Origin of the sequence: Aliivibrio sp. S2TY2, from assembly GCF_028765525.1 — a bacterium.
GTDB classification, from domain to species: Bacteria; Pseudomonadota; Gammaproteobacteria; order Enterobacterales; family Vibrionaceae; genus Aliivibrio; species Aliivibrio finisterrensis_A.
Genome location: NZ_JARACS010000002.1, coordinates 358,766 through 380,924, shown reverse-complemented (window position 1 = coordinate 380,924; position 22,159 = coordinate 358,766). Strand labels below are relative to the sequence as shown.

The following is a 22,159-nucleotide window of genomic DNA, read 5'->3' as shown; positions in this document are numbered from 1 at the left end:
ATTATGTCTATTAATTCTATTGATCACGGTGAAATCACCGACATGAAAGGCAAGTACGAAATAAACGATGAAGTGATAACAAACATTACGGAGTGTCAGAAAAAAGCAGCAGCGCGTCGTCGTATTGAAGCGATGCGTGAGATCAGAGAAAGTGGTCTCACCCTAGAAGAAGCGAAAGACCTGGGTCTTATTCATTAATTTTTGATTTCTACCTTCATACCTTCAAGTGTTTTACTAATGCGCCATTGCTAAAGACAGCAGTTTGGCGCATTTTTGTTTCTGCATCCTATACTTTGCTCGCTATTGTTAAACAGTGCTAGAAAATAACTCAGTGACGAAGTAGACTTTCGTTGTGATTAATTAAATGAGCTTGTTATGCAAAACCTGTCCCTATTACCTCCGAAAGAAAAAAATAAAATTGAACTTGATAAACAAGCGGCATTCTTTGTGTGGAAGGTGAAAAACGCAAAAGCAGGTCCCGATCTTTGGATCGTAGAGGCTGAGAAGATAGAAGATGAGGCGGAACGTCTCTTTTTTCAGCAATCTATTGAAAAATACAAGTCAAAAATGGGCGTAGCGTAAGGTTCCTTGATCTTTACTAGCCTATTCCCTAAGTAATTTGGTAGAATCTGCCGATAATTTTAAAGTCCACAAACATAAGAGAGAATCCCGATGGGAAGAAGTTTTGAAGTGCGCAAGGCCTCAATGGCTAAAACACAAGGCGCAAAAATCAAAGTTTATTCTAAATACGGTAAAGAAATTTACATGTGTGCTAAGAATGGCGGTCCTGATCCAGACATGAACTTGTCTCTAAAGCATCTTATTTCGAAAGCGAAAAAAGATCAGGTGCCTACACACATCATTGATAAAGCAATTGATAAAGCGACTGGCGGCGGCGGTGAAGATTACCAACACGCACGTTACGAAGGCTTTGCACCAGGCGGCGCAAGCGTAATCGTTGACTGTTTAACTGATAATGGTAACCGTACTTTCCAAGACGTTCGCCAATGTTTCGTTAAAACTGGCGCTAAAATTGGTAGCCCAGGCACAAGTGCTCACATGTTCGATCACCAAGCTGTATTCCAGTTTAAAGGCGACGACGAAGAAGCTGTACTTGAAGCGCTTATGATGCAAGATGCTGATGTTTCTGATATCGAACTTGAAGATGGCGTGATCACAGTATTCGCACCACACACTGAGTTCTTTAAAGTGAAAACAGCACTGGCTGCTGAGTTCCCAGATCTAGTTGTAGATGTGGAAGAAATTACGTTTGTACCTCAAAACCCAATGGCGGTTACAGGCGAAGATGCTGAGAAATTCCAAAAATTCTTAGATCTACTAGACGATTGTGATGACGTACAACAGGTTTATCACAACGCAGAATTAGAAGACTAATAGAGTCCTAATTTTACAGAATGAATCAAAGCCGAGCCTTAGTTGCTCGGCTTTTTCGTTTTAAACTGCGCTTTAGGATTGAGTAATCTAGAAGTTACTGTATGCTACAGCGCTCGCAGTTTTGCGCTTAATGAACAATATAGAGAACATTTTAGTATGGGTTTTACCTCTTTGGGCTTATCTGCCCCTATTTTAAAAGCTGTAGAAGCACAAGGTTACAGCACACCTTCACCTATCCAATTACAAGCGATCCCTGCGGTAATTGAAGGGAAGGATGTTATGGCTGCGGCTCAAACAGGTACAGGTAAAACAGCAGGCTTTACACTGCCTCTTCTTGAGCGTTTATCAAATGGTCCTAAGCGTAAGTTTAACCAAGTGCGTGCTTTGGTATTAACTCCGACACGTGAGCTTGCAGCACAAGTTCATGAGAGTGTTGAAAAGTACAGTGTAAACCTTCCTCTTACTTCTGATGTGGTTTTTGGTGGCGTTAAAGCTAACCCACAAATGCAGCGTCTGCGTAAAGGTGTTGATGTTTTAGTGGCAACCCCAGGTCGTTTATTGGATCTTGCGAACCAAAACGCGATTAAATTCGACCAATTAGAAATTCTAGTATTGGATGAAGCGGACCGTATGTTAGATATGGGCTTTATTCATGACATTAAAAAAATCTTAAACAAATTACCTAAGAACCGTCAAAACTTACTGTTCTCTGCAACGTTTTCTGATGAGATCCGCCAATTAGCAAAAGGCTTGGTGAATAACCCAGTTGAGATCTCGGTTGCACAACGTAATACAACAGCAGAGACGGTTGAGCAATCTGTTTACGTTGTTGATAAGACGAAGAAAGCACGCGTGCTAACTAAGTTAATTAAAGATAACGATTGGAAGCAAGTACTAGTATTTAGTAAGACTAAGCATGGTGCAAACCGTTTAGCTAAAACGCTAGAAGAGAAAGGCGTTAGTGCGGCAGCTATTCATGGCAATAAGAGCCAAGGCGCACGTACTAAAGCGTTAGCTAACTTTAAGTCTGGTCAAGTTCGTGTGTTAGTGGCGACAGACATTGCTGCTCGTGGTCTAGATATTGAGCAATTGCCTCAAGTGATTAACGTTGATTTACCAAAAGTGCCAGAAGATTACGTTCACCGTATTGGTCGTACTGGTCGTGCTGGTGCAACGGGTAAAGCGGTTTCTTTTGTGAGTGAAGATGAAGCAAAAGAGTTATTCGCGATTGAACGTCTAATTCAAAAAGTATTACCTCGTCATACGCTTGAAGGTTTTGAACCAACACTAAAAGTGCCTGAGTCTAAATTGGATACTCGCCCAATCAAAGCGAAGAAACCAAAGAAAGCAAAAGCACCACGTGTGGATCATAAAGATGGTCAACGTTCTGGTGAGAACCGTAATGGTCATAAGCAAGGTGCAAAACCAAGCCAAAGACGCAACACGGAACACAGTGCAGGCGGCGCAAAGAAAGAGGGCGGTAATAATAAAAAACGTCCTGTGGAAGGCGGTAAACCAAAGACGAAAGGCAATGGTGAAAACCGTGGTAATGGCAGCAATTTTGGTGGTGGTAAACCAAAAGCGGCAGGAAAACCAAAGACAGGTGGTTCATCTACAGCAAGTAACACAAAGCCACGTCGTCAAGGCCCACGCCCAGCGCGTAAGCCTCAGGTACAATCATAGTCTTTATTGTTAGCCTCCATTAGAAATTATTAAGAAGCCAGCTAAGTTAGCTGGCTTTGTTGTATTTGCACTGTCCTATTTTTTAGATGATAAAAGTATTAATTTAAAGACGCTGCCTCATTGATAATACTGTTACTAAAATTAACAGTGATTTATTTTTATACAAAATGTATTCATGTACTGTGTCATTATTGATCACTACTATGAATGTATTGGGGAAAAATGAGGGTAAAACGAATTATTTTGAGTGGCTCATTGTTATTGTTGAGTATCGCTTTAACGTGTGCTGTTTTTTATGTAGTGAAAAATCATCAAAAGCAAAGTCGACTTATTGAAAGTGAATTAAAGTTCAATGCAAATTTTGTCTCGATTTGGCTTCAAACGGCATTTAACCATTCAAATTTTGTATTAACCCAACTATCTAAAGATTTAACTCAAGATGGCTTTGCTCAGTTAGCCCTTTCTGACAATCATTATCAGGAGCAAGCGGAAGTTTTTGAGTTGCACTATCAAACCTTAATGAATGCTATTCATGTATTTGCGGTAGATAAAGAGTGCGTATTACTAAAAACTAAAACAATTGGTGGGGTTGATCTGTCGTCGCGAGAGTATTGTCAGCGATTACAGAATAATAATGAAGAGATAACATCAGTAATTACGGGACCTTTTAAAGATATTCTTAATCGAAATGTGGTGGTTCAAGGGGTAAAAATTACGGATAAGAAAGGGGCGTTTGCCGGTATTGTTGGCCTGTTAACGGACTTTACCTTTTTTACTAGAGCATTACGTAGCGCGCATTTATCGGAAGGATCAACAATCACGATACTCAGCCGTGATTTTACGGTGCTTGCAACGAGTGTACCTAGGTATTTTCCTGTCGGTGAAATGATGGATTTTGATTATGTTCCTTATCAAAAAATCAATGGGTTGAAATATAATCAAGAGTTGTTGTTTGATTCAAACAAAAAGTATAATGGTGCTTATCAAGGTGTTTTTGTTAAAAAAGTGTCTGATTTGCCTTTTATTATTTTGGTTACTAAAGCGAAAAATTATTGGTTTACCCCTCTTTATATCACCATAGCTACCGTGTTTTCTTTGATTTTAGCATTATTGTTTTTTTGATGAAAAATGCGGTTTATTTTCATAAATTAAATATCAAAGCCGAGCACTATTCTAAATTAGCGTTATTTGATGAACTAACGGGATCATGTAATCGCCGTTGTTTTGAAAATAAAATGAGTGGGTTTATTGAAGAATATCACTCAAGAAAAAAGGTATTCTCCATTGCATTGTTTGATATTGATTACTTTAAGAAAATCAATGATACCTATGGACATGATACTGGTGATGAAGTGTTACGTTTATTTAGCCAAGCTTGTGAGACGGTATGCACACCAGATGATCACTTTGCCCGTTTAGGTGGTGATGAGTTTGTGATGCTATTAGCCAATACAAATGCAGTAGATGCGGAGTTACGGCTTAATTGCCTATTAAACACGATACGAAATATTGAAATTAGTATTAATAAACAATCTGTAAAAGTGACCAGTAGCATTGGTGTTACAGAGGTAAATAATAGGATATTTGATTCATGCAAATTGCTTAATAAAGCAGATGAAGCTTTATATGAAGCAAAACGGCTAGGGCGAAACCAAGTGTCTATTTCTGTTATAGAGACAGAACATTGATATTACCCCAAACGGAATGAAAGTAAAATTATCGAATTTGGATTAGAAAAACTAATCCAAAGCGTATAAAAAATCTCTCCTGAAATAGGCGTAAATTAGATTGCCTGATTTATATAATCGCCTTATTATCTCGCCCTATAAAGGCTTGGCTATATTCATAGTTAGCTTAATCAATTTTATTGTTAAATATTAACAAACGTTAATTCCCTTAACATATCTTATTAATACTTTGCTGTTTTTCGGAGAGCAGTCATGCAAAAGTCGTATTCACTTGCGACGTTCAGTTTCCTGATCGTTATTTTAGTTGCTGTTGGTCAAATGAGCCAAACTATGTATGTGCCATCTATTGGCTACATGGCAAGTGAATTCAAAGTAAGCCCTGCATCATTACAAGCGGTTATGGCTGTGTATTTGATCCCTTATGGTTTATCACAATTTTTCTACGGCCCAATTTCTGATCGTATTGGCCGTCGTGTGGTGATCTTATCAGGTCTTACTTTATATATTGCTGGCACAATCCTAGCGTTATTTGCTCATGATTATTCGTTATTTTTAGCGGGCTGTTTTGTGCAAGGTTTAGGTATTGGTGCTGCAGGTGTGATGTGCCGTACTATTCCACGTGATTGCTTCTCTGGTGATGAACTACACAGAACCAACAGTATCATTAGTATGTGTATGATGTTTTCACCACTTTTGGCTCCAGTGTTAGGTGGTTATTTAACAGAAGCATTTGGTTGGCGTTCAAGCTATTTATTCTTGGCTTTGTTCAGTATTGCGGTATTGATCATCATGACAACGTCAATGAAAGAGACTTTGCCATTAGAAGTGCGTCGTAAAGAGCCAGTATTGAAGAGTTACCGTCACGTGTTATCTGAGCACCGTTTTCAAGGTTATTTGATTTGCTTGGTTGCTACATTTGCAGGGGTTGCCGTATTTGAAGCGGCGGCTGGGGTATTACTGGGTGGTAAACTTAAATTAGCAGCAACAACAGTAAGTATTCTGTTTATTTTACCTATCCCTGGCTATTTAGCGGGTGCTGGTTTATCAAGTGTGATTGCAAAGCGTTGGTCTGAGAAGAAATCGTTAGATGTCGGTCTTGTGTCTATTGTTTTAGGTGCGGCGATTGTATTGGTTCCTGGTGTTATGGGATTAACTACAGCGCCAACTCTGATTGGTGGTGCCGTATTGTACTTCTTAGGCGCGGGCATTTTATTTCCTGCAGCAACAACAGGGGCGCTATCACCATTTCCGCAACACGCAGGAACAGCCGGTGCATTACTGGGCGGCATGCAAAACTTGGGCGCAGGTTTAGCAACAATGGTGGCATCGATGATCCCAGCTAATAGCCAAATGCCAGTAGGGTTAATTATGTTCTTAATGGCGTTACTTGCGGTGTATGGTTTACGTAAAGTGCACTCAATTCCACCATCAAGCGAAATGCCATTAGCGGTGTAAAAGAACTTATAGCAATTAAAAAGGCCGAGTAGAAATCATCTACTCGGCCTTTTTTGTATGTGACGTCAACTAAGCGATATATAACATTAGTTGACGTTACTTGTTTTGTATTCGCTATTAACCGCGCATACGGCTTACGCGGAATGTACGGCCTTTCATTTTACCTGTTGCGATCTTATCCAGTGCTGCTTTAGCAATTGAGCTATGAACGGCAACGTAAGCGTGGAAATCAAACACGTTGATTTTACCTACTTTTTTACCGTCAACGCCGTCTTTACCAGTTAATGCACCAAGAATATCGCCAGGGCGTAGTTTGTTTTTCTTACCGCCATCAATCCAAAGCGTTACCATTTCTGGGTAGTGAGGACGCTCATTTAGGTAATCTTCACTTGGCATTGTTTCATCGTTAATTTCGATGCTCATGTAATCTTCGATTTGAGCAATGTTATTGGTTTCTTTGTTGCTAAATAGGCTTAATGCGATGCCTTTATTACCAGCACGGCCAGTACGACCAATACGGTGAACATGCACTTCAGGATCACGAGATAATTCAAAGTTGATCACTGCATCTAGAGATTCGATATCAAGACCACGAGCTGCAACATCAGTAGCAACTAGGATAGATGTACTCTTATTAGCAAAACGAACTAACGCTTTATCACGGTCACGTTGTTCTAAATCACCATGAAGAGCGGTTACGCTGAAATCAAAGTGACGTAATTCATCAGCTACTTCTTGAGTAACACGTTTTGTATTACAGAAGATAACGGTTGATTCTGGACGGTGTTTAAGAAGCAGAATTTGAAGTGCACGTAGGCGATCTTCAAAATCATCTACTTTGTAGAAATGCTGCTCGATAGAGGTATTTTCTACTTTGTCTTCTGCTTTTGCCATGATTGGATCGTTCATGATGCGATCAGCAATTGATTTGATTTGTGGTGGGAACGTTGCACTGAACAGTAAGTTTTGACGCTTAGCAGGTGCGTGATCCAATACCATATCAATCGCGTCTTGGAAGCCCATTTCTAACATACGGTCAGCTTCATCAAGAACAAATGTATTTAGGTTGTCTAGGTTTAAGTAACCTTTACGTAGGTGCTCTTCAACACGACCAGGTGTACCAACGATGATGTGTGCACCGTGCTCAAGTGAGCCAATTTGTGGACCAAATGGAACACCACCACATAACGTTAGAACTTTGATGTTGTGGATAGAGCGAGCAAGCTTACGAATTTCTACCGCAACTTGGTCAGCAAGTTCACGTGTTGGACACAATACTAGTGATTGAACGCGAAAACGTTTTACATCTAGGTTAGCCAATAAGCCTAAACCAAACGCAGCTGTTTTACCTGAGCCCGTTTTTCCTTGGGCAATGACATCTTTCCCTTTCAGCATGAATGGTAAGCTTTGAGCTTGAATTGGAGTCATCTCGTTGTAGCCTAAAGTTTCTAGGTTTTGAAGAAGAGATGGGTTCAGATCTAATGATGAGAAAGATGTTTGGCTCAAGGTGATTTCCTATAAACAAGTAGAAGCAAAATAAGATTTGCCTAATGGCAAGCAGAGTAAAGAGAAGAGGCCTAAAAAGCAAGGAAGATCACACTTTTTCTGTTTAAAAAAACAGCAAGTAAAGCATCTGCCTCTCTCTAATTTTGAGAAAAAGAACATCCTAGATTGTGGTTCTATTATGTTTGTTATTTTACTTGTTTGAAAATGAGTTAACGAGGATGTTGTTATTGATAATTATTTGCATTTGCAAATTTGGTTCGTTACTCTCACTACTCTTTTTACTGTAGGACAACGTGCCGTTTTTATGCCGAATAATGATGCCTTTGAGTTGCTTTTTTCGTTGTCTAAACAAATAACTCCCTATTTATCTGGGCAACTTTCACCACTAGCTACTATGGATGATGAATATAGTATCCATATTTCTCGTGATAATAGTAACGTTATTCAAGCGCTTTATGAGCGTTTATCTCTAGATTCAGAAGAAGGCGGTAATGCATATTGGCTAACTCGAACATGGGATTTACTTTGTTGGCAGCCAATCTATATTAGTTTTATTTCTGTTTATCAACTTCACGCCATTCCTGATATTCAAAACATGAGCCAATTGGTTCAATCCAACTTTATTTCAGGATTTATATTTCATCATTCCGAATTGACGTTTGGTTCACCTGAAGAGATTGTTCCCGTTGCTGCTTCACAATTAATGAGATTGTTTGATTCATACCGAGAAGAGATCTCTCCTTGGACTCGTATTCGTCCGGGGTTTACGAATCACTTACTTGCTGATGGCTTATTAAATTGCATTCTTAAACTACAGATGCTTCAACCGGAATTATCCAATGGATATTTAATGGCGCAGGCTGAGTTATGGTTAAACGCTTTTAATCTACCTAATAAGCATTTATCAAGCTTAAAGGTGGATCTTGTCAGTAACCAGTTGAAACTCGTTCGTACCAGTTGTTGTTTGGTGTATAAATGCAATGGCAGAAAGTTGTGTGATGACTGCCCGCGTCATCCAGATAACAAAGGCTTATAGCACTATTTTTTCATTTCAATTATCTCTACTATTTGAGGTTTCATAAAAGCAATTGCCATAATTACACTAGAAAATAGGATACAAATATAGATAGGATAAATAGGCGAGAGTGTAGACGCATAAGCCAATAATGAAGCAATGCCATACCCTAATGTGTGCGACATAGAAATATAACCGGCAACAATTCCAGGGTTGTTAGGGTTCATCGCCGTGGCCTTTGAAGTATAAGCTGGTACAAGTAAAGCAGCCCCACACGCACTGATTGCCATTGCGATACCTGTAGTCCAAATATTGCCAATTAGAAAACAAAGAAAACCAGCCAGTAATAACAGAGATCCGAGTTGGTACATGGCCAACAATTGAAGCTTCTTCTTTTTAACGATTGCAATTTGAGTTGTGAGTGTGACTGCTGCACTGATAGTGAGTAATAATCCTATTGCATCACTTATTCTATCTGTATTCCAGTGAGTAATACTTTCAATTAATGGATAGAAACTGTACTGCAATAATGCGATGGTTAAACAAAGAGATAAACCAGTTAGTAAATAAGGCATCAAATTTAGATTTGGAATAAAAGAAGGCGTAGTGGCGGTAGTGGATATTGTTTTCTCTATCACTGCAGGGCTTGGTAAGAAAGTCGCGATTAGCAGAGCTAGAAAAGGAAAAATTACCATCATAACTAATGGGGAGAAAGGTCCCAGCTTTAATAAAACAATCGATAATACAGGACCAAGAAGACGACCTAGACTAAGTCCAACACTGACAGAGGTGATGGCTTTCAATCTGTTGTTTTCACCACAAATAAGAATCGCCCAGTGCTGGCTTGCGGGAACCATTCCTGCGACGGTACAACCATAAATTATTCTTGCTAGTATTAAACCAATTAACCAATAGTGTGCTTCTTCTGGGTGCTGACCACTTAAAAATGCAAAAGAAAGTAAAAGTAAGAAACTGATACTCATGCCGCATAGCGCCTGAAGTACGACATTTTTAGGCCCTTTTTTATCACTGTACCTTCCCCAAAATGGCGCAGCGGGTAAGAACAGAAAGCTACCGATCGCAATAACAATAGACCAAGTTGGAAGAGAGAAGGCTGAGCGGTTTACTAAGAAGGGTAAAGAGACTAATAACCCATTTTGCCCAATTCCCATTAATGCAGCAATTAACCCTATGATCGTTAATTGAATTTTTGAATCGTGTATTCTGGTGTTGAAAGGCATTCGAACTTCCTGTTTGAATTTATGAATCTCACGTATCGTACCTTCATTTCATGAGAATAAAAACAATTATCATTGCTATTTCTTTGTGTTAAAGTTTTGCGCATTACTTACGGACTGGATAATTAGCTTACTTTATGTACCAACTTGTTGATGCGTCGTTTGAAATTGACGGAAAGAAAATCCTCCATGCGACTAATTTATTTTTTCCAAAAGGAAAAGTGACGACGTTACTTGGGCACAATGGGTGTGGGAAATCTACATTAGTTAAATTACTTAGTCGTCAAAATCCCCCCACGGCAGGGAAGGTTCTGTTTAATGATAAAGCCGTTAATCTCTTATCCCATCAAGAATTTGCTCTTAATGTTGCTTATCTTCCCCAGCACCCACCAATAACTGATGGTGTTACTGTTCGTGAACTTGTCTGTTTTGGTCGTTATCCATGGAAAGGGGCATTTGGGCGATACCGTAAGCAAGATTATCAATTAGTTGATGAGGCAATAGAAAAAGTGGGTTTAACGCTATTTAGTGATCGCTTTGTCGCTACATTATCAGGTGGAGAGCGTCAAAGAGCTTGGGTTGCGATGTTATTAGCTCAACAAAGTCAGTGTATTTTACTTGATGAACCAACCTCAGCATTGGATGTCGCTCATCAATATGAGTTATTAACGTTAATTCGAGAATTAAATAAAACCTTAGGACTGACGGTCATTATGGTATTACATGATGTCAACATGGCGGCCAAGTTCAGTGACCATCTCATCGCATTACATTCAGGTGAAGTTATTGCTCAAGGTGCGCCTGAGATCTTAATGAATAAAGACACATTACAACAAATTTATGGAATGGAATTAGCGTTATTTTCTCATCCTGAAACCGGTCAAGCGATCAGCTATATCCCGTAAACCTCAGTAATTGATTAAATAAAAACGACAAGGAAGAAAGATGAATAAGATGTTTGGTTTGATAATGATGGTTTGTATCTCATCAGCACAAGCAATGGATATTAAACATGAGCTAGGCCAGGTCCAGTTAGACAAACCACCGAAAAAAGTAATAGCCCTTGATTGGGCATTAACAGAAACGGTATTGAGTTTAGGCGTAAATCCAATCGGTGTTGCAGATGTACAAGGTTATCAATCATGGGTAAAAAAACCAGAATTGAATGATTCTGTGATGGATGTAGGCTCAAGAAGAGAGCCTAATTTAGAGTTAATTACAGAGTTGAAACCAGACGTTATTTTTATTAGCCAGCATATGTCACCGATATACGGCAAACTGAATGCGATTGCACCTACATTGGTTTACACAGTTTACAGTAATAAAAAAGCGCCTTTGGTTTCAGCAAAAGAAATCACGATTCAGCTTGGTAATTTATTGAATAAAAAGCAACAAGCCCAAGATGTGATAGCAAAGACAGATCAAAGATTAAAAGAGAATGGTGATAAAATTCGTCGTCTTCAACCAAATAATAAACCTCTTCTTTTTATTCGTTTTATTAATGATAAAACCGTACGAGTTCATAGTGATGGTTCATTAGCTCAAGCGACGATCAGTCAAATGGGACTAGTAAACGAATGGCATGAAGCGACGAATATGTGGGGGTTTACAACCGCAGGGTTTGAAGCATTAGCACAGCATCAGGAATCAAACGTACTGATCTTCGGTCCATTAAAAGAGACAGAAAAGAAGCAATTAACTCAATCTGCGTTATGGCAAGCAATGACTTTTTCTCGAACCGATTCAGTATATGAACTTCCTGCTATTTGGACATTTGGTGGATTAATCTCAGCACAACGCTTTAGTGACAATATAGCTCAACAACTTACTCAATAATTGTGAAAATAGCCGTTATGTTGACATCAAATCATCACTCTACTTTACCGCTTCAAACCGCCAAAATACGTATTGGTCTTGTGATATTACTACTCATGATTATTTTAGGGCTATTACAATGGACTGCGCCCTATTCTCAAGGGGTGAGCTTATTGTGGCAAACGGTGTTTGATTATGATTCAAGTAATTATCAGCATTTAATCACACATCTTACGTACCTCTCTCGTCTTATTATTGCTGTGTTGTGTGGTTTTGCGCTTGCTGTTGCTGGTTGTGTGATGCAATTTGTATTACGTAACCCCATTGCATCCCCGACCACTCTTGGTGTTGCGGCAGGAGCTGAATTAGGCATGGTTCTTGGGATCTTATTCTTACCTTTAAACAGCATGATTAATGGATTTATTCCTGCATTTTTAGGGGGTGGTTTTGCAACAGGACTGGTCTTTTTACTGTCAGCTAAGCGTGGTTTTTCCCCGGTTCACATGGTGCTGTCTGGCATGGTTATTAGTTTGTTTTTTGGTTCACTAAATACCATGTTATTACTATTAAATGAGCAACAATTAGCAAGTGTGTTTGTCTGGGGGGCTGGGACATTGAATCAAAATGATTGGTCAAGTGTGGAAACACTTCTTCCATTAATTATACTCCCTGTTCTTGCTCTTTTATTACTATCAAGACCCTTATCTGCCCTTCAATTAGGAGATAATGTATCAGCTTCTATTGGTGTAAATATTAAGCAAATTAAAGTCATTTCACTGACGTTAGCGATATTTATGACTGCTGCGGTTGTGAGTGAAGTCGGTTTAATTGGCTTTGTCGGGATTGTTGCCCCTGTGATTGCTCGTATGTGTGGAGCGAGGAAGTTAGTACCACAGATCATCGTCAGTGGCACGGTTGGCAGCGTGATGTTATTGCTTGCTGATTTGATTATTCAACCATTTTCAGGTGTTGGAGGTGAGTTATTACCAACGGGCGCAATGACTGCGTTATTGGGTGCTCCATTTCTTCTTTGGTTACTAAATCGAAAAGTATTTCAATCGGATATGAAAGCCCGAGAAACCACTCAAGTCACTTATAAATATACGCCTTTACAGAGGGTGGTCTTGCCTCTGTTTGTTCTGATTGTTGTTTTGTTTATTATCGCAGTGTTTGTTGGTAAAGGACAAACTGGATGGTTGCTTTCGCTAAACCCATCGATAGTGGAATTACGTGTTCCTCGGGTGCTTGTTTCTTTTCTGGCTGGAGTAGGACTCGCTATTGCAGGTGCCGTTATTCAACGAGTCTCAACCAACCCAATGGCAAGCCCTGAAATTTTAGGTATTAGCTCAGGAGCAGCGTTGGCTCTGGTACTCGGCGCTATGTTTGGTATTGCAACGGAAAGACATGAACAGATGCTACTAGGTACTGCCGGTGCATTATTCGTCACGGGTATTATTTGGTTGATGGGACGCAAACAAAACTTTGCTCCTGCTCAAATGCTTTTAACCGGAATTGCCTTGAGTGCAGGTCTGGATGCTTTTTTACGTATTGCTATGTCTTCAGGCCAAGATAATGTAAGGGCGTTATTAACATGGCTTTCTGGTTCCACCTACTTAGTTAACATGAGTGACGTCTATCTGTTAGCTATAGGCGTTACGGTATTTTTTATTCTCGCAATGAGCAGTCATCGGTGGTTGGATATTATTGGTTTAGGTGAAACAACGTCGGCCAGTATCGGATTACATTGTCGTAAGATAAGAGTGTGTTTATTGCTTCTTGTTGCTGCAGTAACGACCCTTTGTACTATTGTTATTGGCCCGCTCAGTTTTATTGGCTTATTAGCACCACACATGGCTCGTTCTCTTCATCAATATCGAGCGTCTCACCAGTTATTAACGGCTTGCTTGTTGGGCGGATGTTTAATGATTGTTGCCGATTGGGTGGGCAGAACAGTATGGTTCCCATGGCAATTCCCTGCAGGCTTATTAGCGTCTTTACTTGGTGGAATGTACTTTTTATATTTAATGAGGAAGTAATGCCCTACTTTAACTATTGATAAGTAAGTAATTTATTATATTGTTACCTATGAGGTCACATAAATATAAAGTATGAGTTCAAGAAAATCATATATTTTATAAATTTAATAAAAAGTAGTTGATCATTTTAATGAGAATCATTAGCATTCGCATCTGTTAATTAAAAACAATGGAAGTGTTATGAAAACGAATGATCAATTAGACTACATAATAAACGGCGGTAATGACGTTCCTGCAGCCTGTTTTCTTAATTCTTTAGCAAGAGAATGTTCTGCAATCCGAATTGTTGAAAATCAGTACGGGGCCTATTATTTGATCCCTCTGGGTGACGAGGGTGAGATTCAAATTCCATTAAGCTATGTCTCATCGGTTGGTTTACATGAATATCGTTTTCCTGCTGTGTTATACACAGAAGAAGCAGTTACTGTCGGTTTTGAACAAATATTATGTCGAGTTTTAGACCAACCTACCTTAGTTGGGGTTATCTCAGAAGAGCAAAGAAATATCTTTTTAGAGCGAGTGATAGAGAGCTATACAAATACCTATACCGGAATAAGTAGAAGCCCTTATGCAGAGAGGCTATTTTCAGAGGCGCTTAATTTTCAACAAGCAGAACAAGGGCTATTGATTGGTCACTCTTTCCATCCTGCTCCGAAAAGCAGAGAGCAATTCAGTGCTGAAGATGCCAAAACGTATTCCCCAGAGCTAGGAGGTGAGTTTCCTCTATTTTGGTTAGCGGTTAATCATTCTATTCTTATGTCAGGCTCTTCAGGAGAGAAAACCGCAGCAGAGCGATTGGATGAATTGGTTTTTGCAGATCAGATGCTGACTTTAGCGAGCAATGGAATTGTGAATGAAAATGAAAGTGTATTTCCTGTGCATCCATGGCAATGGAAAGTCTTACAAGAGAAAGAAGATATTCAACGTTATTTAACGACAGGGTTAATAAGAGAACTGGGCTCATTAGGTGCAATATGGTACCCAACATCATCAACTCGCTCGCTTTATTCTCCGACATTACCTTATATGTTGAAGTTTTCACTCAGTGTAAAACTAACGAATTCTATTCGTAATCTATCACTTAAAGAGGTGATCAGAGGAACCAGATTAAATCAATTGTTCACCGATACAAACATTAGTAATGAGTTAGGTCATCAGCAAGGTTTTCAAGTAATACAAGAGCCCAGCTACCTTGGGTTAATGGATAAGAATAACAAGGTGATAGATGAGAGTCTTGTGGCATTTCGAGAAAACCCATTAAGCTTTAAACCTGATGAAGAAGCTGTTGTTCTTGCAACACTCACCCAGCAAAATCCTTATGGTGGCGAGAGTTTGTTAGCTAAAAGAATCAAAGATTACGCTGATTCAAGTTCATTGTCGTTATCTCAAGTTGCTCAACAATGGTTTAGTGCGTATTGCCAATATGCTGTTGTTCCATTATTTACTCTTCAAGCAAATTATGGTGTTGTCTTTTTAGCTCATCAGCAGAATATTGTTATGCAATTAAAGAGAGGGTTTCCAATTGGTATGTACTACCGTGATTGCCAAGGAACCGGCTATACAGACTTGGCTTTTGAACGTTTTCCTGAAGCATTAAATCAAACTAAGCAAGATATTGAAAACTATTGGAATCATGACAAAGTTCGTCGTTATTTTGCCTATTACCTTATTATCAATTCTACGTTTAATACTATTGCCTCTATCGCTGCTTATTGTGATGTCAGTGAAAAGACATTAGTGAAAGAACTGCGTAAACAATTAGAAGTCTTGAGAGATAAAGGCGTTAGAGATCAGCAATGTTTAAACTATGTATTAGACAGTGACGCTCTGTGTTGTAAAGGCAATTTCTATTGTTATTTACAGAACATGAACGAGAACTCAATTCTTGATCCTGCCGTTATTTATTTTGATCTACCTAACCCATTGGTTTATATAAAGGATGCTATGAATGTTTAATTACAGGACGTTACTATTAAGCTTAAATGCTAATCCAACAATTGCGATTACACTATCAAAACAGGATGTTGAGGACGCATCGCTTATCACTCAATGCCTAAAAGAAATTGATCATATATTCAGTACGAATAAAGCCATTAATGAGCTTATGATTGAGTCAGAAGTCCCGAATCTGCTAGCACAATCGTTACCATCACTTTACAAGAATAGTTTGTCACGCCAAGGTTTTTATCAACAAGTGCGACCATGGCATTTACATACGCCTTCTACCCTATTTCCTTGGGTAGAAGTGCAATCATTGTTGCAATATAGACATCATCCTGTTCGTCCTGAAATGCCAACAGGGAAGATATATCAACGCTATGATCATAATATTAATGCGGAAATTAGCTTTAGGTTGTTCGATCTCGACAAAGACATTGAGCGTTTTACTGCTTGGATGAATGATCCTAGAGTGGCAAATTTCTGGGAGCAAGCGTGGAGTTATGAAAAACTTGCCGAGTTTATTAAAGAACGTTTAAGTGATGATCATATCATTCCGTTAATTGGTGAATTTAATGGTGAACCTTTTGGCTATGTTGAAGCCTATTGGGTTAGTGAGGATAGATTAAGTCCATATTATGATGTTCAACCTTATGATCGTGGTATCCATCTTTTAGTCGGAGAGCAAGCTTTCCGAGGGCCAGATTATTTTAACTGTTGGATGAGGGCAATTAGTCATTATTTATTTGTGGATGACGTAAGAACTGAACGCATTGTTTTAGAGCCAAGAGCGGATAACCAGCGTTTATTCAATCGTATTCAAGAAGTTGGCTATAAAAAGTGTTTCGAGTTTAATTTTCCTCACAAACGCTCTGCATTAATGATGCTTGAACGAAAAGCCTTTTTTACGGAGCAATACTGATGGACCAAATAGCATTACATGCTCACTGGCCTATAGCAAACCGGAAAATGGTAGCAAAGTTGATCAGTGAATTAGCGTATGAGCAAGCGTTTAAAATTGAAGAAAATAATAACGAGTTTTCGTTCACTCTCTCTCAAGGTGTTGGGTATTACTTCTCTGGTAAACGCAACATTTGGGGGCAAATTGTAATCATTCCTACGTCATTAGAGCGTAGAACGAATGGGAGTCCGTCAGAGATAACAGCAACGCAATTTATGCGTGATATTCAATGCTTAATTGGTATCGATGATGATGTATTAGCAGAGCACTTTGAAGACCTGAATGCTACGTTACTTGGCGATTGCAAACTTGCATTACGTAAAGCAAATATGTCGGCGAAAGAACTTGCTTTTTTGTCGTGTGAGCAGCAACAGCTTTTATTTGATGGGCATCCTAAATTTGCTTTTAATAAAGGACGAAGAGGATGGGGGAGTGATGATCTCGCATTATATGCGCCAGAATCTGAGCGTGCTTTTCAATTAAGCTGGGTTGCAGTGCATCACTCTATTTTACAGAAAGCAACAAATCATAAAGTCGAGTGGGAACAGTTAATCGAATCCGCTGTTAATGAAACTGAACGGCATGAGATGGATGCATTACTTTCGTCATTTAATGTGGGTATTAGTCATTATATTTATGTCCCTGTTCACCCTTGGCAGTGGCGTCAAAAATTATCGATATTATTCGCCCGAGAAATGGCTGAGAAAATGCTGGTTTATTTAGGTGAGTTTGGTGATGAATTTCTGCCTCAGTTGTCAATTCGAACATTGAGTAACATCACAAGACCAAGCAGTTATGACATTAAGTTACCTTTAACGATTATGAATACCTCTTGTTATCGAGGTATTCCTGGGCGCTATATTTTAGCTGGCCCAATGGCGTCTGATTGGCTTGATTCCATCTTTAAGTCAGACGAGTTGTTTATTGGTAAGCAAGCCGAAATACTGCAAGAACCTGCGGCTGGTTTTGTGGCTCAATCTGATTATAAGTTATTGGTTGATGCTCCATATCGTTACCATGAGTTACTTGGTGTGATATGGCGAGAATCCGCTCAATCTAAGCTTTCGCATAATGAAACGGCAATTTTAATGGCGGCATTGATGGAGTCGGATGAAGAAGGAACACCATTGATTTCTGAATACATTAGCGCTTCAGGGTTATCAATAGAAGAGTGGTTAAATAAGCTCTTTGAGGCAGTAGTCATTCCTTATTACCACTTGCTTTGTAAATACGGAGTTTCTTTAATTGCTCACGGTCAAAATGTGACGTTAGTGATGGAAAATGCTCAACCAAAACGGATTTTATTAAAAGATTTTCAAGGCGATATGCGTTTAATTGACCGAGATATTCCAGAGCAAGAAGAGTTGGCTTCTTTGATAAAAGAGGTCACCGTCTCTTTACCTGAAGATCTGATTATTCATGATTTACAAACTGGACATTTTGTTACGGTGCTTCGTTTTATTTCACCATTAGTTGAAACACTAGGATTATCTGAAATGAAGTTTTATCAATTACTTGGATTACGAATTAACGCGTATGTGGAAGCGCATCCTGACTATCAAGATAGGTTTGACCGTTTAGATTTGTTTAAACCAAGAATATTACGAATTGGACTTAATCTCGTTAAGTTTAGGCACAGTACGGATTCTAGTGCATCTCGTATGCTTCCAGATATGGATGAACAATTAGATAACCCCTTATATATGGCATTAATTAAATAACAATAATATTAAATGGAGAATAATAGTATGAATACCAGATTGGATTTGGCAGGTATCGGAGTTGGCCCGTTTAACTTGAGTGTTGCTTCTCTTTTAGAGCCTAAAAAGAAAATTAAAGCTACGTTTTTTGAAAGTAGAGATTCTTTTGCTTGGCATCCTGGCTTGTTGCTTGATAACACCAATATGCAAACCATGTTTTTAAAGGATTTAGTCAGCGCAGTATGCCCTGAAAGTCCTTATTCCTTCTTATCTTACTTAGTGAAAAATAAAAAGTTTTATCGCTTTTTATCCGCAGAGTTGAGTTGCATCAGTCGCCATGAATTTTCTGATTACCTGTCTTGGGTTGCTCAGCAACTTAGTAATGTTCAGTTTTCAACCGAAGTTAAGAATGTCGAATTTAATGGTGATAGTTTTGAAATTCAAACCAGTGATGGAATATATGAAGCGCAAAATCTTTGCATAGGAACAGGTAAAGTCCCTTTTATTCCAGAATGTGCAATTCCTCATATCGGACCAACCGTTTTTCATGCCGCTGAAATGGGCCTGCGTGATCGTGATTTCACAGATAAAAGGGTCATGATTGTTGGTGGTGGACAAAGTGGCGCTGATATTTTCTTAAACGTATTACGTGAGAAATGGGGTAAGGCTGCCTCATTAGATTGGGTGTCTCGTCGCTCTAATTTCCAACCTCTTGATGAAGCATCATTTACTAATGAGTTCTTCACCCCTGATTATGTAAATGCATTTGTTCAGCTTAACCCTGAAGTAAAGCACTCAGAAATTACAGCTCAAAAATTGACATCAGACGGCATTACTCAACTAGCGTTATTGGATATTTATCGAGAGCTATATCATCGTTTTGATGTGATGAAAGAAGACAAATGGGTGCGTTTATTACCGCATCGAACGATGGATAAATTAGAACAAACAGCATCAGGCTTTTCTTTGGAAGTGCAGAATGCGTTAAGCCAAAAATCAGAAATGCATCAAGCAGATATTGTGATTTTAGCTACGGGATTTAAGTCTCCTTATCCTGCTTGTTTAAACTCAATTCTTCCTCTATTGGATTTAGATAAAGAGGGACGTTACCAACTTACGCCTGACTTTGAACTGAAATGGAAAGGCAGCAAGAATAATAAGATATTTGCGGTGAATGCAGGCATGCATAGTCATGGTATTGCGGAACCTCAACTCAGCTTAATGGCGTGGCGAAGTGCCAGTATTATCAATCGATTATCAGAAAAAGAGATATACGACATTGCTTCTGATAAAGGAATGATTGATTGGATCTCAGAGTCGGTTGTTGATGAATTAGTAAATGCTTAGCTTTGTTAGCAAACCGACACTTACTTTTTTAATTAATATTATTTTTTAAGTAATAAATAGTTGAATACGGATTTTTATCATTTGTATTCATTTTAGTGCAACATCAATATAAAAAAGAGAACATAAATGAACGTTAAAAAAGGGAATTATCCGCTCACCTTAGTCGCTATTTCCGTTGCAACAGCGACTACTTTTGTCTCTGTAGCAGCTCAAGCAGAAGCGTATAAAAATACAGAAGAAACCATGGTTGTGGTATCAAGCCGTACACCTAAAGCCATTAGTGAGATCCCAGGAACGGTTTGGTTCGTTGACTCCGAACAAATTGAACAAGAGTATCGTGGTGGTAAAACATTAGGTGAAATTTTATCAGCAACCATTCCATCATTAGATGTAAGTAGTGGTGCAAGGACCAACTATGGTCAGAACTTACGTGGTCGTGCAATGCTAGTTATGATTGATGGGGTATCGCTTCAATCATCGCGTCCGATTAGTCGCCAACTAGATGCGATTGACCCATTTAATATTGAACGTATTGAGGTACTTTCTGGTGCCACCTCTATTTATGGGGCTGGTGCAACTGGTGGTGTGATAAACATCATAACCAAAAAATCAGACAGTGATGAACTGCAGTTTGAAAGTTATGTGAGTGGCACTACTGGATTAAATGGTGGCGATGACTTTGATTACAAAGTGGCACAATCTATCTCTGGTGGTACTGATAATGTAGCAGCACGAGTATCTGCCGTTTATACCGAAACTCAAGGATATTATGATGGTGAAGGTGATATTGTTACGCCTGACATTTCTCAAGGTTCACTGCAATATAATAAAACGATAGATTTACAAAGTACGATTGATGTCTCTATTTCTGATACTAAAAATATTAACTTTTTAGCGCAATATTACGATAGTCAACAAGACTCGCCATACGGTCTTTACATTAAAAATTATAAGTTTATTGATGTACGTAAAGGCTTCGAATCAGATCGTCAACATGGTACAGAACGTATCATGCTAAGTGCGGCTTATAGTGATTCTGAATTTCTAAGCCATCAATTAGTTGTTGAAGCCTCTTATCGAAAAGAAGATCAAACTTATACACCGTATTACCAAAGTGCTTCACAGCAAACGACCGATGTAATCTCTTTAAAAACCGCTTTAGCTAAATCGTTTGGTAAAGTGAATTTGGTTTACGGTGTAGACGCTTACATGGATAAGTTCGACAGTAACCAAGCGTTATTTGATCCAACGATTGCTAATAACTCAGGTAATCTAGTGAATAAAACCTATGCTGAGATTGGGCGTTATCCTGGGGTTGAAGTTGGTTCGGTTGCTGGGTTTATTCAAGCGGATATGGACATTACGGATGATTGGTCAGTTCAAGGGGGCTACCGCTATCAATATATGAACAATAAGATCGATGATTTTGTTGATTATAAAATTCAAAAGAAAATTGCTGCAGGGAATGGCTCTTCTGCTGATGCGGTTCCTGGAGGCGAAACTAATTATTCTGTCGGTTTATTTAATTTAGGGACTATTTATAAACTTACGTCTGATTCACAAGTATGGGCTAGTTTCTCGCAAGGTTTCGATCTTGCTGATCCTGCGAAATATTATGGGCAAGGAAGTTATTCAGCGGTTGATGCTAATGGACATTATGCTCTGCAAGACAGTATTAATGTTTCTGATTCTAAAATGTCAGGGATTAAAACTAACAGTTATGAAATTGGCTTTAGAACTGAACAAGATGCATTAAGTTTTCAGGCCGCGGCGTATTTCTCACAATCGGATAAATCAGTTAAATACAATAAGCAGACATTGTTAATTGAAGACGTTGATAATGAAAAACGTGTTTATGGTGCTGAAGCGTTAGTTTCTTATTGGGTTATGGATAATATTCAGCTGGGTGCTTCAGGCCATTACGTCATTTCAGAGCTTCAAACTGACGGTAAGTGGGATGATTTAAGTGCGGGTGAGGCAAGTACATCAAAAGCAAGCTCGTGGATAGGATGGTACGAGTCGGATCTTGCGGTTAAAGTTCAGAGCCAAACGATGTTTGACTATAAAGATGCGGATGATAATGAGTTATCTGGTTACACCGTCTTTGACTTAGTCGGTAGTTATGAGTTGCCTGTAGGTAGTTTAGGTTTTGGTATTCAGAATTTATTTAATAAAGATTACACAACCGCATGGGGTCAACGTGCTCAAATCTTATATTCTAGCCACTATGATGCAGCAGCTTATGATTATAAAGGTCGCGGACGGACTTATACACTTAATTACCAAGTTAAATATTAATATTTAGTTACTTCTGCATTTTTTACAGCAATAAAATAAGACTATTTCGTAAGAGGTAGTCTTATTTTTCATAAATACTGCCGA

The 22,159-nt window shown here is 38.9% G+C and carries 18 protein-coding genes; 16 read left to right on the top strand and 2 right to left on the bottom strand.

The genetic code is table 11. The features are described from left to right. Positions 1–3 precede the first annotated feature (3 nt). From PVK63_RS05525 to emrD, 7 genes are all read left to right on the top strand, one after another. Positions 4–198, top strand: coding sequence for a PA3496 family putative envelope integrity protein (locus PVK63_RS05525; RefSeq protein ID WP_130043498.1), 195 nt, complete (start codon positions 4–6; stop codon positions 196–198). 177 nt (positions 199–375) lie between these two features. Then, on the top strand, positions 376–582 hold the full coding sequence (locus PVK63_RS05520) for a DUF3283 family protein (RefSeq protein ID WP_130043499.1): 207 nt from the start codon (positions 376–378) through the stop codon (positions 580–582). A 90-nt stretch (positions 583–672) separates the two neighbouring features. Beyond that, positions 673–1,395 carry a YebC/PmpR family DNA-binding transcriptional regulator gene (locus tag PVK63_RS05515; protein WP_130043500.1) on the top strand — a complete coding sequence of 241 codons (723 nt, stop codon included), beginning with the start codon at positions 673–675 and terminating at the stop codon, positions 1,393–1,395. 156 nt (positions 1,396–1,551) lie between these two features. Next, positions 1,552–3,078: a DEAD/DEAH box helicase gene (locus PVK63_RS05510; protein ID WP_274440000.1), complete on the top strand. Its 1,527-nt coding sequence runs from the start codon at positions 1,552–1,554 to the stop codon at positions 3,076–3,078. A gap of 222 nt (positions 3,079–3,300) precedes the next feature. Continuing rightward, positions 3,301–4,200, top strand: a complete 900-nt coding sequence (locus PVK63_RS05505) for a PDC sensor domain-containing protein (RefSeq protein WP_274439999.1) — start codon at positions 3,301–3,303, stop codon at positions 4,198–4,200. Further along, positions 4,200–4,766, top strand: coding sequence for a GGDEF domain-containing protein (locus PVK63_RS05500; RefSeq protein ID WP_274439997.1), 567 nt, complete (start codon positions 4,200–4,202; stop codon positions 4,764–4,766). The genes PVK63_RS05505 and PVK63_RS05500 overlap by 1 nt, the downstream gene beginning before the upstream one ends. Before the next feature lie 252 nt (positions 4,767–5,018). After that, positions 5,019–6,221 (top strand): multidrug efflux MFS transporter EmrD, encoded by a 1,203-nt coding sequence (gene emrD, locus PVK63_RS05495; protein WP_130043503.1) that lies wholly within the window; start codon positions 5,019–5,021, stop codon positions 6,219–6,221. Between the two features lie 117 nt (positions 6,222–6,338). Here emrD and dbpA read toward each other — a convergent pair whose 3' ends face one another. Beyond that, positions 6,339–7,727, bottom strand: coding sequence for an ATP-dependent RNA helicase DbpA (gene dbpA, locus PVK63_RS05490; protein WP_130086194.1), 1,389 nt, complete (start codon positions 7,725–7,727; stop codon positions 6,339–6,341). A 304-nt stretch (positions 7,728–8,031) separates the two neighbouring features. Here dbpA and PVK63_RS05485 point away from each other — a divergent pair, with 304 nt between their 5' ends. Next, the gene (locus tag PVK63_RS05485) at positions 8,032–8,763 is read left to right on the top strand and encodes a siderophore ferric iron reductase (RefSeq protein WP_274439996.1); all 732 of its coding nucleotides are present in this window, start codon (positions 8,032–8,034) and stop codon (positions 8,761–8,763) included. Between the two features lie 2 nt (positions 8,764–8,765). Here the strand turns inward: PVK63_RS05485 and PVK63_RS05480 are convergent, their stop codons facing one another. Further along, positions 8,766–9,983, bottom strand: coding sequence for an MFS transporter (locus PVK63_RS05480; RefSeq protein ID WP_130046717.1), 1,218 nt, complete (start codon positions 9,981–9,983; stop codon positions 8,766–8,768). Between the two features lie 134 nt (positions 9,984–10,117). On the opposite strand from PVK63_RS05480, the gene PVK63_RS05475 reads away from it, so the two are divergent. From PVK63_RS05475 to PVK63_RS05440, 8 genes are all read left to right on the top strand, one after another. Beyond that, the gene (locus PVK63_RS05475; protein WP_130046716.1) at positions 10,118–10,885 is read left to right on the top strand and encodes an ABC transporter ATP-binding protein; all 768 of its coding nucleotides are present in this window, start codon (positions 10,118–10,120) and stop codon (positions 10,883–10,885) included. A 40-nt stretch (positions 10,886–10,925) separates the two neighbouring features. Beyond that, positions 10,926–11,816 carry an iron-siderophore ABC transporter substrate-binding protein gene (locus PVK63_RS05470; protein WP_274439995.1) on the top strand — a complete coding sequence of 297 codons (891 nt, stop codon included), beginning with the start codon at positions 10,926–10,928 and terminating at the stop codon, positions 11,814–11,816. A 17-nt stretch (positions 11,817–11,833) separates the two neighbouring features. Next, positions 11,834–13,831, top strand: a complete 1,998-nt coding sequence (gene fhuB, locus PVK63_RS05465; RefSeq protein ID WP_274439994.1) for a Fe(3+)-hydroxamate ABC transporter permease FhuB — start codon at positions 11,834–11,836, stop codon at positions 13,829–13,831. A 180-nt stretch (positions 13,832–14,011) separates the two neighbouring features. Then, the gene (locus PVK63_RS05460) at positions 14,012–15,787 is read left to right on the top strand and encodes an IucA/IucC family protein (RefSeq protein ID WP_274439993.1); all 1,776 of its coding nucleotides are present in this window, start codon (positions 14,012–14,014) and stop codon (positions 15,785–15,787) included. Continuing rightward, complete coding sequence (locus PVK63_RS05455) at positions 15,780–16,691, top strand: GNAT family N-acetyltransferase (RefSeq protein WP_274449244.1); 912 nt, start codon at positions 15,780–15,782, stop codon at positions 16,689–16,691. Before PVK63_RS05460 ends, PVK63_RS05455 begins: the two co-directional genes overlap by 8 nt. Then, positions 16,691–18,451 carry an IucA/IucC family protein gene (locus PVK63_RS05450; protein ID WP_274439992.1) on the top strand — a complete coding sequence of 587 codons (1,761 nt, stop codon included), beginning with the start codon at positions 16,691–16,693 and terminating at the stop codon, positions 18,449–18,451. The genes PVK63_RS05455 and PVK63_RS05450 overlap by 1 nt, the downstream gene beginning before the upstream one ends. 12 nt (positions 18,452–18,463) lie before the next feature. Then, positions 18,464–19,777: a lysine N(6)-hydroxylase/L-ornithine N(5)-oxygenase family protein gene (locus tag PVK63_RS05445; RefSeq protein ID WP_274439991.1), complete on the top strand. Its 1,314-nt coding sequence runs from the start codon at positions 18,464–18,466 to the stop codon at positions 19,775–19,777. A gap of 126 nt (positions 19,778–19,903) precedes the next feature. Further along, positions 19,904–22,075, top strand: a complete 2,172-nt coding sequence (locus PVK63_RS05440) for a TonB-dependent receptor (protein ID WP_274439990.1) — start codon at positions 19,904–19,906, stop codon at positions 22,073–22,075. Positions 22,076–22,159 lie beyond the last annotated feature (84 nt).